Consider the following 13,840-nt stretch of genomic DNA (forward strand, 5'->3'; position numbering starts at 1 on the left):
GATATATATCCGTAATAATTCTTAACGTAAAGATATTAATCTTCTCCGGTAAAACAAAGGTGTAGATGAAATGTTCGCGGATAAGCTTTTTGTATTCCCAAAATCTCCCGTGATTTGGGAGCAAAGTGTGGGTAACGGTTTTTCAGAAAAACAATACGAGACTGCCTCCTGTGAGGCAGCCTCGTATTTGAGTAGAGTGGGAGGGGAAGGGGGGCTTCTCCTCTTTTTACTTTATTTTACTATCACTTTGAAGGTTTCGCCGTCGACAATAACGATGTAGTTGCCTGCCGGTGCCTCGCATACGGTTTCGCCTTCTTTAAGCGGGGCGATCAGGATGGGGCGTCCGCTGAAGGTGTATACGCGGATATCACCCTTTTCGGTCTTCTGTTCTCCGTTGTACCAGATGAAGATCTGGCCTTCGGTAGTCCAGACGGCATTCTTATCGGTCGTGTCGTATAAGCCGGCTTTTGTTTTAGGAGCAGACTTTACACCTTTGATAGAGACATTTACATTGGTGGTTATATTCTTGATGGTGTATGTGCCATCGAGGTTATCCACCACGACATTTCCTTTATTTGTCGTTATGGTCATGTTCGAAATATCATATCCGGAAGCGACAGTTAGGCGGAATGTATAGTCTTTACCATCAAGAGCCTCGTGCACATCGGTATCGTAAGAGATACCTTTCACGTTTGGCATATTGATCTTGTGCACGATGTATTCCACGTGCAGTTCTTCGGAGAACAAGGATTCCAAGTCATACAGGTTGGTAGCCGCTACCTTGAAGTAATTATCTTTCTTAGAGATCTGACCGGTATAGGTCAATTCACTCGTCGTAGTAAGATACTTACCGTTCAAATAGATCACGTACATCGTCGGGTCACTTGGTTTATCTTCTATGGATGCAGTGATCAACCAGTTGTAGTTCAATCCCATAGCGCCCACACTTTCGAATGGCACTCCCGGGAAGGCAATCAGGTCGCCCTTACCCTGAACGGCAGGTCCTGCGTCGACTGCCGGAACATAGTTGTACGACTCATTGGTGGCCGGTTTCTGTTCGAATGCATATCCGATATACATGTCTTCGACCGCGTGGATACGTACTTCTTTATTCAGTTCAACTTGCATAAACTCACCGACTGTCGGGTTGTCGACCTTTTGGGAATGGATAATCGTTTGCCCGCGACGGATATTTACGGTAATGCCATCCACCGGTTCCGACATAAGGAATAGATTGACAGACTTGATTTTCGCGTCATGATAGTTCAAGAGTTCTTCCTGAGTCAATCGGATCGCTACTTCAAACTCGCCTCCGGCTGCTGCGCCAATAGAATTACCTGTCGATATGCCATCGGTATAACCCAGGTCGGTTGTCGGGATCTCTCTTGCCGTGTTGTTGTCTTTCTTTTTCGCTTTTGTCTCGACAGCAGGCTGATCGATTTGGGCAACTTCCAGTTTATAGCCCTGTACGCCATGGATCAAATCTTCAAGCATTGCTTCTAAAGCTTCGATCATTTCAGGATCATCCGTAATACCCAATTGCGTGATATCGATCTTACCGGATTTGATATCCTCGATAAGCTGCAGCTCTTCCGGAGTATATTCCGGCAGTGTTGCCTGTTGGTCTATTACTGTGACAGCATGGGTTGTCTGTCCCATAGTGGCTACAGAAGCAGCTTTTGTATCTATGATTCCTGTTTCCCAACTCAGCTCAACTGTTCCGTCTACATCCAGTTCGGCACTGAGGTTGATCGGGGTCACTGCGGCTTGTTCAACAAGGATATATTTGGCAATGGTTCCTCCGCTTAGTGCTACTTTGATCAAGCCTCTTCTGGCTTTGCCCGTATTCTCTTCTACAGTATACGTAAAGCTTCCGTCACCTCTGCCTTCTCCGTTCTGAATCGTAATCCAGGAATCGGTAGTTGCTGTCCAAGGTGCAGCCGTCTTCACATTTACGGTAGCCGTGGTCTTATCGATATTTTTCCTTTTTACCGATAAGTCGCCTTCCAAATCAAAGCGGGTATAGGTGAAATTAGGAGCAATATTCAAAGAAAGAGCCATGCCTGATACGGCTGAATTGGTATACGGATACCAACCGATACGGAAATACATGCCAAAAATACCCAGATAGTATTCCGCATAAGCCGTATTCTTCGGACTCACGCCTTCTCTGGCTTCGGAAGCGGCAATCGCCACTGTCGCTTTGTTTTGTCTAAGTCCGTCGACCACAATATAGAACGCTTCGTCTACAGCTACCGCTTCGTCGAATACCACGGTGGTATATCCATCCGGATTGATTTCGGAAAGCGGAAGAACTTTCGTTTGGATGATCGCGCCAGGCAAACTACCCGCTTCGCGAGCAATGGATACGGTCAGGTCATTTCCGCCCGTTAGGTCGCCGGTCAGAATCATCAGGTCGACCGATTCGATAAAGCCCATTTCGACAGGAGCTTCGAAGCGTTCGGCCATTTTACCATAGTTACCCGTATTTGTTCCGGTGTAATAGCCGCCGCTAAATGCATGGGCTTCCATTGTTTTTTCTCCGTAACTCATGTTCCAGATGTTTCCGGAGGTATAACCGATCTTGGCGAAGTCTTCGAGTTCTACGGTCTCGCTTCCTACATTATTGCTTGCCGTAAATTCGAAATTGAAGTTGCCTTTTTGGTTGTACACTACCTTGCCCGGGTTTTGCGCCGTGGAAGCACTCGGTGTTCCGCCATCGAAATGCCAATCCCATTGGGTCGGGTAATTCTCTGATTTATCGGCAAAATAGACATTGGCCTCTTTCGGAGCGAACGGGCCGTATGAGGTCAGGGTGTATCCCCCTTCTACAATCGCTTCAAAGCTGCCTACCGGTACTTTCTGTATTACCGTAATGGCATCTTCCAGGGTGTAGCTGTCTTCTCCCTGGTAGTTCTTTACATACAGGGTGATATCGTACGTCCCGGGATTGAGGTATTGTACTATTGGGGTTTCTTCCGTGGAAACCTCCGGACTACCTCCTTCGAAGGTCCAATCATACAGGATCGGCGGACCGGTGGAGAGATCGATCAGTTGGATATATTCACCCACGTTGATCGTTACCTTTTCACCCGGGTTCAATTTTGTTAACCGGACACCATCAATGCCTGCCAGGTTGCCCGTCTGTCCATAATACTGCCAGGCTATCTGAACCTCTTTATTGGCATAAGCCGATAGATCGACCTTTTGCAGATACCAATTCCAGCCGAGTGAGCCGCCGATATCCGTTGCGTTGGTCCATATCTCAACCGGTTCTTGTTCGGCCTCCAGGATATAACAAGCCAAAATACCTCCTTCTAAGCGGAAGGAAGAATACCCGGCATAGAATTCAAGTTTGGCATTCGCCGGTATGTTCATTAACGGAGTTGTCAACCAGGTATCGACAGGCGCAGCTTCATCATAAACAACCATAGCCGAAGCGACATTGTTCGGGTTGATCGTATTAAACGTCGGTGTAGAAGAACCCGGATTGCCCGGTACCCATTGGTTGGCGCTTCCTGCGTCTTCACCCAGGGTGACAGTCCAACCTGCCGGCGGGAAATCGCTCGCAGTTTCCACATTATCGAACCCTTCTTGCATAACCGCGTTTTCAATCGCAAATGAGGCTTTCGGCGCTACCGGGTTTTCCCCTTTTTCGACAACGTTAATCGTCAAGGTATACACTGCCTCATTCTCCATTCCTTTATTGACTGTCAGCATTGTGGTGTATTCGCCCGGATGATTATAGGTGACGGTATGCGGACCAATCTCTGTCGAGCTGGTGATGTCGCCTCCGGGGAAGCTCCATTCGTAGCTTGTGGCCCGGCTGGAGAGGTCGGTGTACGTGATGGATTTGTAAACATAGATTTCCGTCGCGTTCGTTTTGAAGAAAGCGGTCGCTTTGCCACCTCCTTCATAGGTGCCTTCCAACGTGGTTGCTCCGGTCGCTCCTTTGTCGAGGTAAGCAGCCATCTGTTGATCTAAATCGTCGACCTGATCCCAGTGGTAATACAGCTTGCCATAGAGGTTACGTCCATTCGGCGTGCTGCAACTGGAGCTACCCCCCACTAAGCGTTCCGACAACCAAGCCATCCTGGTTGAACAGAGGCGAACCGGAAGAACCGCCTTCGGTTACGCTATAGCCGTTTTGAGTTTGTGAGAAATAGACATTCCAATGGGCATTTTCAGCACCTCTTGAGCCGTCGCTTCCGGCCCAAGACGCATCGACCGCGGGAGTAGTTACCGTTGATATCTTTTTTACATCCCCTTGCGGATGATGGATACCAACACCGCTTGTCATGGGCGTGTTTGTTCTGTCCCAACCATTGTAATAAACCGGCCAATCGGGTTGAGTTTCCAGTTTCAACAAAGCGCCATCGGAAGCTCCATCGATTGGAATCCGTACCAACATTTCCGATCCGATAAGCGTTTTTACATCCGAACGAACAACTATGCTACCACAAGTGTCGTACTCGTAGTCGAAATAGTATTGTGCCAGTAAAAGATCTTCCGCTGTCACGTCTCTGTTGCTATTGTCTGTGAAACAATGAGAGGCAGTCAGGAAGAAAGGTGTCAGGTCCTGGGCTGTATTGTTTATTAAAGTACCCGAACAAAGATACCATCCGCCGCTGGCGCCGCCAATACGGGTAAGCGATTTGGCTACACCGGTTTTTTCAACCTGCCAGTTGTCGCCCTCTTCGCAATTGATATCCACCATACAACTGCCGGATTCACCCGCCCGTGTTTGCATACCGGTGTCGTAGGTCTCCATATAGTTATAGCCATAACCAATACTGGAGATGTTGATGCGTGGCAGGTCTTCTACCGCCACAAAAATGTTCTCGTCCGCTTTGTAGGGACTCACGTATTCCAGGGTAAACTGATCACCCGAAAGCAACTGGGTAGAGAACGTACCTCCCGACGGGTTGGTCCGGTCGGTATATGCGCCCAATACCTGTGTCTGCTCGGCATTGTAGATAAACAGCTTGCCCCCTTCGGGAATGTAGAAATCCTCGTAGGTCAAGAGTGTTGCGATAGCACCCGGTGCACTGATGGTGAACCGGAGGATCTGCTGGCCGTTCGACAGCGTGGTCCACTCGCCACTTTGCTGTAGGCTGATGTTCGTGGGGATTGAAACTGCCGCACGAAGCGGTACCCCCATCGTCTCACTTTCAAGGTCTTCGAGTATAAGCTCGTTGACGTCGAAATCAATCTTTGCCGTAAAGAGCTTCGGAGCCATCCGTCGTAAAGACATGGACGAATGTTCAAAACTGGGAGGAAGTCCTCCTTCGCTGATCTGCGCATTGGCGCTGAATGGTCCTGTCATAATTAGGAATAACAGGAACGCAAGAAATGTTAGTCGTTTCTTCATATTATCTCTATATTAAAAATGAAAAAAAAGGTATTCTCTATCCCTTTGTAGTCTTAGGTCTCGTTCGCTGAAATATCGTAATAAGAGCTATCAAACTGTTATTTGAAAAAAGGAACATCGACTGATTTACAAACGCTGCGTCCAAATATATGTATTATTTTTTGAAAAAGAAACTATATGCATTTGAAAATATTTTGTTTCGCAAATGAAAATGTCGGATCGTAAAAATGGAATGATAGTCTCCGGAAAGCGGTTTAAACCTCTCCATACCCCCTTTTTCAAACTACCGGTAGATTGCGCACAAACTACTAATACTTTGTTGATAAACTACCGGTAGTTTGTTCGCAAACTACCGGTAGTTTGTGAAGAGAATATTAGTTCCTTATTTTCAGTGGGTTATGAGTCTTGGGTTATTTGTTGCTGTGCATATTCTTTTGTTCAAGCCCTCACGCCGTCGGTATATTTCGAACTATTATATACCTTTGCAGTCTATATGTATCGTTTCATTATTATCCCATGAACAAGAATCTACTGAAAGCCGAAAAAGACCCTATGGGGGCTGCTATAGCTGATTATTACCATCACAAAAAGGCGGATCGTTTACGCGTCTTTTCATCCCAGTTCGATGAAGACGAAATACCGGTTAAACAACTCTTCCGTCCGTTTGAATTGATGCCGATATTGGAACAGACAGCCTTACAACTCGCCACCGGAAAGATCCTGGATGTCGGTGCAGGGAGCGGCTGTCATGCTCTTGCGCTTCAGGAATCCGGAAAAGAAGTTTGTGCCATTGATATCTCTCCCTTGTCGGTCGATGTGATGACAAAGCAAGGCGTGAAAAACGCATATTGGGTAAATCTGTTCGACGAAAAATTCCAGGAAACATTCGATACGATTCTGATGTTGATGAACGGCTCGGGCATCATCGGACGCATAGAAAATATGCCACAATTCTTTCAACGAATGAAACAATTGCTTAACCCCGGCGGATGTATCCTTATGGATTCCAGCGATCTGAAATATCTTTATGAAGAAGAAGATGGAAGTTTCCTTATGGATATCGCAGGGGATTATTATGGACAGATTGACTTTCAGATGCAATACAAAGAGATAAAAGGCGAACCCTTCGACTGGTTGTATATTGATTTCCAAACCTTAAAGCTTTATGCCTCCGCAAATGGCTTCAAAGCAGAACGGATTAAAAACGGAAAGCATTACGACTATTTAGCGAAGCTTACCGTGGATTGACTCGATGGCTTCCCGGATCCGAACCAGTTTGGTGAGCAGATTCTCGAGTAAATCCAGGGGCAGCATATTGGCGCCGTCCGACTTGGCCCGACTGGGTTCGGGATGGGTCTCGATAAAGAGCCCATCGGCGCCGACAGCGATAGCAGCTTTGGCGATGGTCTCGATCATAGTGGGCAGGCCACCGGTTACGCCCGAGGTCTGGTTGGGCTGTTGCAGGGAGTGGGTGACATCCATAATGACGGGGAAGCCGAATGCCTGCATCTGGGGGATACCCCGGAAATCAACGATCAGATCAGTGTAGCCGAACGAAGTACCCCGGTCGGTCAGTGTCACGTTGGGGTTGCCGGCGTCGAGCACTTTCTGCGCGGCAAACTGCATGGAGGCGGGGGAGAGGAATTGTCCTTTTTTGATATTGATGATCTTACCGGTCTGGGCGGCGGCGACCAACAGATCGGTCTGCCGGCACAGGAAAGCCGGGATTTGCAGGACGTCCACATATTCGGCGGCCATGGCGGCTTCTTCATTGGCATGGATATCGGTTACGGTCGGGATCTGAAAGGTTTCGCCGACCTTACGGAGTATCTTCAATGCTTTCTCGTCGCCGATGCCGGTGAAAGAGTCCAGGCGCGAGCGGTTGGCTTTCCGGTAGGATCCCTTGAAAACATAGGGGATCTGGAGTTTTTCCGTGAGGGTAACGATCTTTTCTGCGATCCGCAGGGCCATCTCTTCACCTTCGATCACACAGGGACCGGCAAGGAGGAAGAAATTCGAACTGTTTTGTAAGTCTTGTATTGTCATTTTATAGGAGTGATATTGTTTTTTTTATCTTTTCTTCCGTAGGCAATGTCGCATCCAGCCAATGAATCGTCAAGCCTCGCCGTTCCATTCCGCGGAACCAGGTCATTTGTCGCTTGGCGAATTGATGGATAGCGATTTCCAGTTGATTAATCATTTCTTCATACGTGAGCTGGCCGGTGACATAGAGCGTGAGGTATTTGTATTCCAGGCCATAGTAGATCAGGTCTTCCGGTTTGACGCCCGTGGCCAGGATATTCTTTACTTCATCTACCATGCCTTCTTCCAGGCGGGTGCGTAACCGGCGGGATATCTTTTCCCTGCGGAGCTCCCGGTCGATATCGATCCCGATAATCAAGCTGTTCAGCGGAGCATATTCGTTGGCTTCGGGGGCTTGGGTCAGGTAATATTCTTCGATCTCGATGGCGCGGATCGCCCGTTGGGCGGAGTCGACATCCGTTTTATTGTGCAATACCTTATAAGACGCCAATATCTTTTCCAGCTCCGGAAGTGTTTTGTCTTTCAAAGCCTCCCGGAGAGCCGGGTTTTGCGGGACGTCCAATAGTCTGTACCCTTTGAGCACGGCTTCGATGTACATACCTGTTCCGCCACAGAGTATAGGCAGTTTACCTTTACTCCGGATCTCTTCATACGCGCGGAAGAAATCATGCTGGTATTCGAATACATTATATTTATATCCGGGATCGCAGATATCGATCAGGTGGTAGGGAATCGGTTTGCCGTCGACGACATAGTCGGCCAGGTCTTTTCCCGTGCCCAGCTCCATCTGGCGATAGATCTGGCGCGAATCGGCGCTGATGATTTCCGTATCCAGCTCTGCAGCAAGGGCCGCGGCAAAGGGTGTTTTCCCCGATGCGGTCGGCCCTACGATTGTGATTAATTGATAGGGTCCCATACCAGAGCAAAGATAATACAAACGCCGCTTATATGGAAATTCCTGACGTTATCCGTTTATATTTCGACCGGTTCGCTGCAGGGCAGGGTAAACCAGAAGCGGGATCCTTCGCCTTTCTTCGATTCTACCCCGAGCCGGCCACCCAGATCGCTGATAAAACGTTGGGCAATGCTCAGTCCCAGTCCGACCCCGCGTTGCAGGTCATCAATCTTGTAGAATTGATCGAACACCTTATTGATTTCTTCCGGCGTCAAGCCGATGCCGGTATCCGAGATCTCGACCAATGCCTCGCCATTTTCGTTGAGCCGGTACGCCAGCGCGATCCGGCCTTGGGCGGTGAACTTATTGGCATTGTCCAACAGATGATAAATCACCTGTTTGGTGTATTCCTTATCGGTATAGACCGGCAGGGAAGGCAGGTCGCGGTCGAACACAAATTCGATCTCCGGCCGGTCGGCGAATGATTTCAGGTGGAGTGCCGACTGGCAAATCTCTTTCAGATCCGTCATCTCTCTTTTGTACGGGATCGGGCCGGCTTCGATCTGCGTAAAGCTCAGGATGCTGTCGATCATGTGCAACAATATCCCGTTGTTTTGCTGGATTACATCGTTGAAGTATTGCGTTTCTTCGGCTTTATTCGAGTCGGCAATGACCTTCGAGAAGCCCAGGATCGCATTCAGGGGCGTGCGGATCTCGTGGCTGATATTGGAAACGAAGGTCGTGCGGATATGATTGAACTCCCGGATCTTTATCAACTCAAGATCTTTCTCCCGCTGCTCCGTGATGTCGGTGGTCAGGCACACAATGATCTCCGGCTTTTTGTTGTCGTCGTACGTGAATATCTGGAAGCAGGTTGAAAGCCAATACTGCTTCTCTTCTATCGATACCCGGTACGACTCTTTACACGAATCGATCTGGCCGGATAACACTTTCGTTACTTCCTTTTTCAGTTTGTCGACATCTTCGGGATGAACATATTCGAAATAATGCTGTTTATTGCCCGAATGAAGCTTCTGAAAAGCGTGCAGATGTTCTTTGTGCGTCCGTTCCAACGACTTGATGTCGATGATCGTCTTGTCGTTCTTCACATCATACTCCCAGAAGAATGCTTCCTGCGCATCGATAGCCATTTGCAATTTGGCCAGGTTGGCTCTCAATTCTTCTTTCTTTTGGTAGTAGCTGGTATCGTGGTGCACCAATTGCAGGTAGCCGAAAACCTTATTGTCCTTGTCTTTCAACGGCGTACATTTGCCCAGTAAGCGCATCACCTTGCCTTTGTTGCCGGAAGGATAATAACCGGCATTGACTTTGTCGAAATGATAATCATTCTCGAAGGTCGTCGGTATTCCTTTTTTGATCTGCTCGAAGCATTCTTTCGAGATATTCGGATTCTCAAACAGGTTGACGCCCAATATATCTTCTTCCCTGGCGTCTAAGAGATCCAGGTCGTACGGATTGATCTTTCGGAGCAATCCGTTTTCATCGTACAATTCGATACCGACCGGCAAAGTCTCAAAAATGATTTGGAAAATCCTTTCATTCTTGAATGCTTCCAGCGAAGAATTTATAATTTCTTTGTGCATATATTCATTTTCAATCACCACCGAGAATATATTGGCAAAGAAATGTACCGCTTCGATATCCGAAGCTTTCCATTTATGTTTTCTATTGACGTATTCGATACCCAGGAAACCGCATACTTTTCCCTCTTTATGAATCGAAGTGGTGAGGGATGATTGCACATGATTCTCTTTCATTAACGGTATTTCGGTATCGGAGATCATCGGCAGTTTGTCGACATCGGAGATAATCGTGTCGATTCCGTTTTTAATATTGCCGATCCAGAACGGATAATCTTTTTCTTCATAGATCTTTTTATGTTTGAACCGTCTGTTCAACAGGCTTGTGGCATCTTCAACCCCTTCGGCCGTACTCTCATGTATAAAAGAGATGGTCGACTCCTCATCATTGAAATAACCAATATAGATGCGGTCTGCATCAAAAAACGACAATACTTTGGCTAATCCTTCTGTGGCTGCAAGCGTTTTAGGAGAGTGAAGAAATATTTGAAATATTTCCTGAACAGTCTTACCTAACGAATCATAATTCGTATTTTTTCCGGAGATAAAATCTTTGATAAGTTTCATGGTTTATATTTTGTCAGGATCCTTTAATATGGGAGCAAATATAAACATGTTTTTTTTATAAGAAAGTATATAGGCCATGAAAATAAAAAGCCGTATCATCGAAATGATACGGCTTCAATTTTATTTAGATAATTATATTATCCGTTTACTTTGGCCATGTGAGCGATCAGTTCCAACACTTTGTTTGAATAACCCCACTCATTGTCATACCAAGAAACCACTTTCACGAATTTATCAGTCAAAGCGATACCGGCTTTGGCGTCGAAGATCGACGTACGAGCATCACCGATGAAGTCAGAAGATACGACATCTTCTTCAGTGTAACCGAGGATACCTTTCAATTCGTTTTCAGAAGCGTCTTTCATGGCAGCCTTGATTTCTTCGTATGTAGCTGATTTCGCCAGGTTCACCGTCAAGTCAACCACAGAAACGTCCAGAGTCGGAACGCGGAAAGACATACCTGTCAGTTTGCCGTTCAGTTGCGGAATAACTTTACCTACTGCTTTGGCTGCACCGGTAGAAGAAGGAATGATGTTGCCTGCTGCTGCACGGCCACCACGCCAGTCTTTTACAGAAGGACCGTCAACCGTTTTCTGTGTAGCGGTTGTTGCGTGAACGGTGGTCATCAAACCGTCAGTGATACCGAACTTGTCGTTCAATACTTTGGCGATCGGAGCCAAACAGTTAGTCGTACAAGAAGCGTTAGATACGAACTGAGTGCCTTTTACATAAGCATCCAGGTTCACACCGCATACAAACATAGGGGTATCGTCTTTAGAAGGAGCAGACATCACTACGTATTTTGCACCTGCATCAACGTGAGCTTTTGCTGTATCTTTAGACAGGAACAAACCTGTTGATTCCACAACATATTCAGCGCCGATAGCATCCCATTTCAAATCAGCCGGATTTCTTTCGGCAGTTACACGGATAGATTTACCATTGACAACCAGGTTGCCGTCTTTTACTTCAACAGTACCGTTGAATTTGCCATGAACAGTATCATATTTCAACATGTATTCCATGTATTCAACACTGATCAGGTCATTAATACCTACAATTTCGATGTCACTTCTTGTTTGAGCAGCACGGAAAACCAAACGTCCGATACGGCCAAAACCGTTAATACCTACTTTAATCATTGTAATAAAACTTTTTTATGGGTTTTTAAAAAAACTATTTCTAATTCCGATTCTAACAGCCACAAGGAGTGGCACATGAAACCAACGAGAGTAACATTGATAAAAATGTTACGAAAAAGATCACATAACGTTTCATCTTGTTCATGAATTTTCGATTGCAAAGGTAATTATGTTTTTTATAACTTGTTTACTATAACAGGATAAAAATATGCTCTCTAACATAAATTAAATCTTCCAATGCCTATCTTCTCTTTTCTATCTTCTTTTCCTGAACAAGAGTCTCTTCACTCCTTTTATTCCCCAGGTCAAAATAAAGGGTTGGGCGAAATTCCAGATCAGGGGTAAAATGCCTTTATTCCCTTTCATCAGGGAAGAAATGCCTCCCATCGCGATGTCGGTCAGGCCGGATGGGCGGGTAGAGGTTTTGGACGGGTCGTTTGGTGCTTTCGAACTGCCCGGGAGAATCGCGGAAGCGACGCTCTGGAGCACCAATCGCGTGCCATGCTGTTGTATATATTTGATATGGGCACCAATCCGGTCTTCTTGTATGTACCCGTCAAACCGCAGTTGTTCTTTCCGGGCCTGAAGCGCTTCCAATGGGGTTTGTCCTGTTTTCATATCTTAGTCTCATTCTGATTCGGGTCCTCATCATCGTCATCGTCGTCGTCGTCGAGCGCAGCGATCACATTGTTCATGATCTTGTCGGAGAATCCTTTCTTATTCATAATCAAGATACCGATGAGGATCAGGTATATTCCGGCAACGATCGCTATTCCGGCACCGGTCGAATCCAACCATTCGCCCAGTAAGAAGCCGAGCGCCAGGAAGAGAAAGAAAGTGGCCATAAAAATAAGTACGACCAAAGCCAAAATATAAGAAAGCGAAGAAACGAGTTTCCCCGCTTTCTCATAGAAAGAAAGCTTATAGAATTTGAATCGAATCTCCACATACGTCGAAATATCTTCTTTCAACGCGTTGAAGACCTGTCCTAAATCTTTCTCCATGGATTTATTCGTCGATTACATCATGGGCAGCCCGGTAGCTCTTCGCTGTTTTGAGCGCTTCCTGGCCGGTTTCTTTCGCTTTTTCGACGGCTAAGTTGAATCCTTCTTTTGCTTTGCCTGCCATGTCTTTCAGTTCCTCAAGTAGTTCCTCACCTTTGTCTGAACCCACCAGGTAACCTACTGCTGCACCTACTGCAACGCCAATCGCAAGACCTAATAACAATTTTGAATCTGTACCTTTCATACTCTTTTGTCTTTTAATGTTTATACCATTTTATATTATAATAACGCTTAATCTCTGCAGATAGTTTAAAGGGGGGCTTTCAATTCACGTTAAAAGATGTTTTATCTTTTGGTTTTCAACGCCACCCAATTGTTTTTCCCGGCCACTGATGCCAAGGTCAATCCCTGGGCAGTCATTTCTTTTTCGATTACCGGAATATCTTCTTCGTAGAAACCACTCATATATAAATAACCTCCGGGTTTCAGATTCCGTACATATTCCGCCATATCGGCCAACAGGATATTCCGGTTGATATTGGCAAAGATCAGATCGAAAGGCGGATAGTCGGCGATCTTTTCCGCTCCACCCAGAACGACCCGGATCTGTTCGGTCTGATTCAGTTTGCAGTTCTCGATGGCATTGGCATACGCCCATTCATCGATATCGATGGCTACAATCCGTTTCGCCCCTTTCATGGCCGACAGGATCGCCAGGACAGCCGTGCCGCATCCCATATCTAATACCTCTTTGCCTTCCATGTCGATTTTTAGTATCTCGCTGATCATCAGGAAAGTCGTCTCATGGTTGCCGGTGCCGAATGCCATCTTGGGATCGATCAGGATGGGGTAGGTGAAACCTTCCTCTTCGGGATGAAACGACGCGCGTATGATGCAGTCTTTCCCGATCCGGATGGGCTTGAAATAATTCTTTTCCCATTCTTCGTTCCAGTCCTGCCCAACGATGAGTTCGCTTTCGTACCGGATCTCGACCCCTTCCAACGGGAAAACCGTCAGCCGCTCATCGAGGATGGCCGGATCGTAATTGTTTTCGGAAATATAGGCTGTCAGCCCGTTTTCGTGCGTTACAAAACTCTCAAATCCGATCTCTCCCAGTTCGGCAGCCAATACATCGTTGATGATTTCCAAATCGAGCGGAGATATATAGGTGAAACTAAGTGCCTGATAATTCATGTTGATACTGATTTATATCGTGT

Annotated in this window: 11 protein-coding genes; 1 reads left to right on the plus strand and 10 read right to left on the minus strand. The window is 46.6% G+C overall.

What is annotated here, in order from left to right; all coding sequences use genetic code 11:
- Positions 1-231: 231 nt before the first annotated feature.
- Positions 232-4,092, minus strand: a complete 3,861-nt coding sequence (locus tag M2133_RS00850) for a PKD domain-containing protein (RefSeq protein WP_277464063.1) — start codon at positions 4,090-4,092, stop codon at positions 232-234.
- Positions 4,058-5,371 carry a trypsin-like peptidase domain-containing protein gene (locus tag M2133_RS00855; protein ID WP_277464064.1) on the minus strand — a complete coding sequence of 438 codons (1,314 nt, stop codon included), beginning with the start codon at positions 5,369-5,371 and terminating at the stop codon, positions 4,058-4,060. Before M2133_RS00855 ends, M2133_RS00850 begins: the two co-directional genes overlap by 35 nt.
- 516 nt (positions 5,372-5,887) lie before the next feature.
- On the opposite strand from M2133_RS00855, the gene M2133_RS00860 reads away from it, so the two are divergent.
- Positions 5,888-6,619, plus strand: a complete 732-nt coding sequence (locus M2133_RS00860) for a class I SAM-dependent methyltransferase (RefSeq protein ID WP_277464065.1) — start codon at positions 5,888-5,890, stop codon at positions 6,617-6,619.
- Here M2133_RS00860 and kdsA read toward each other — a convergent pair.
- The 8 genes from kdsA to prmA all read right to left on the minus strand — a co-directional run bounded on the left by kdsA (position 6,596) and on the right by prmA (position 13,817).
- Positions 6,596-7,417 carry a 3-deoxy-8-phosphooctulonate synthase gene (gene kdsA, locus M2133_RS00865; protein ID WP_277464066.1) on the minus strand — a complete coding sequence of 274 codons (822 nt, stop codon included), beginning with the start codon at positions 7,415-7,417 and terminating at the stop codon, positions 6,596-6,598. The genes M2133_RS00860 and kdsA overlap by 24 nt on opposite strands.
- A 1-nt stretch (position 7,418) precedes the next feature.
- A complete protein-coding gene (miaA, locus tag M2133_RS00870) occupies positions 7,419-8,330 on the minus strand; it encodes a tRNA (adenosine(37)-N6)-dimethylallyltransferase MiaA (protein WP_277464067.1) in 912 nt (303 codons plus the stop codon).
- A gap of 56 nt (positions 8,331-8,386) precedes the next feature.
- Positions 8,387-10,477: an ATP-binding protein gene (locus M2133_RS00875; RefSeq protein WP_277464068.1), complete on the minus strand. Its 2,091-nt coding sequence runs from the start codon at positions 10,475-10,477 to the stop codon at positions 8,387-8,389.
- Positions 10,478-10,614: 137 nt separating this feature from the next.
- Positions 10,615-11,619, minus strand: a complete 1,005-nt coding sequence (gene gap, locus M2133_RS00880; RefSeq protein ID WP_277464069.1) for a type I glyceraldehyde-3-phosphate dehydrogenase — start codon at positions 11,617-11,619, stop codon at positions 10,615-10,617.
- A gap of 255 nt (positions 11,620-11,874) precedes the next feature.
- Positions 11,875-12,237, minus strand: coding sequence for a hypothetical protein (locus M2133_RS00885; RefSeq protein WP_277464070.1), 363 nt, complete (start codon positions 12,235-12,237; stop codon positions 11,875-11,877).
- Positions 12,234-12,623 carry a phage holin family protein gene (locus M2133_RS00890; protein ID WP_277464071.1) on the minus strand — a complete coding sequence of 130 codons (390 nt, stop codon included), beginning with the start codon at positions 12,621-12,623 and terminating at the stop codon, positions 12,234-12,236. The genes M2133_RS00885 and M2133_RS00890 overlap by 4 nt, the downstream gene beginning before the upstream one ends.
- Positions 12,624-12,627: 4 nt before the next feature.
- Complete coding sequence (locus tag M2133_RS00895) at positions 12,628-12,867, minus strand: YtxH domain-containing protein (protein WP_277464072.1); 240 nt, start codon at positions 12,865-12,867, stop codon at positions 12,628-12,630.
- Between the two features lie 101 nt (positions 12,868-12,968).
- Positions 12,969-13,817, minus strand: a complete 849-nt coding sequence (gene prmA, locus M2133_RS00900; RefSeq protein WP_277464073.1) for a 50S ribosomal protein L11 methyltransferase — start codon at positions 13,815-13,817, stop codon at positions 12,969-12,971.
- Between the last annotated feature and the right edge of the window lie 23 nt (positions 13,818-13,840).

Source organism: Parabacteroides sp. PF5-6 (assembly GCF_029504695.1).
GTDB lineage: Bacteria > Bacteroidota > Bacteroidia > Bacteroidales > Tannerellaceae > QVMG01.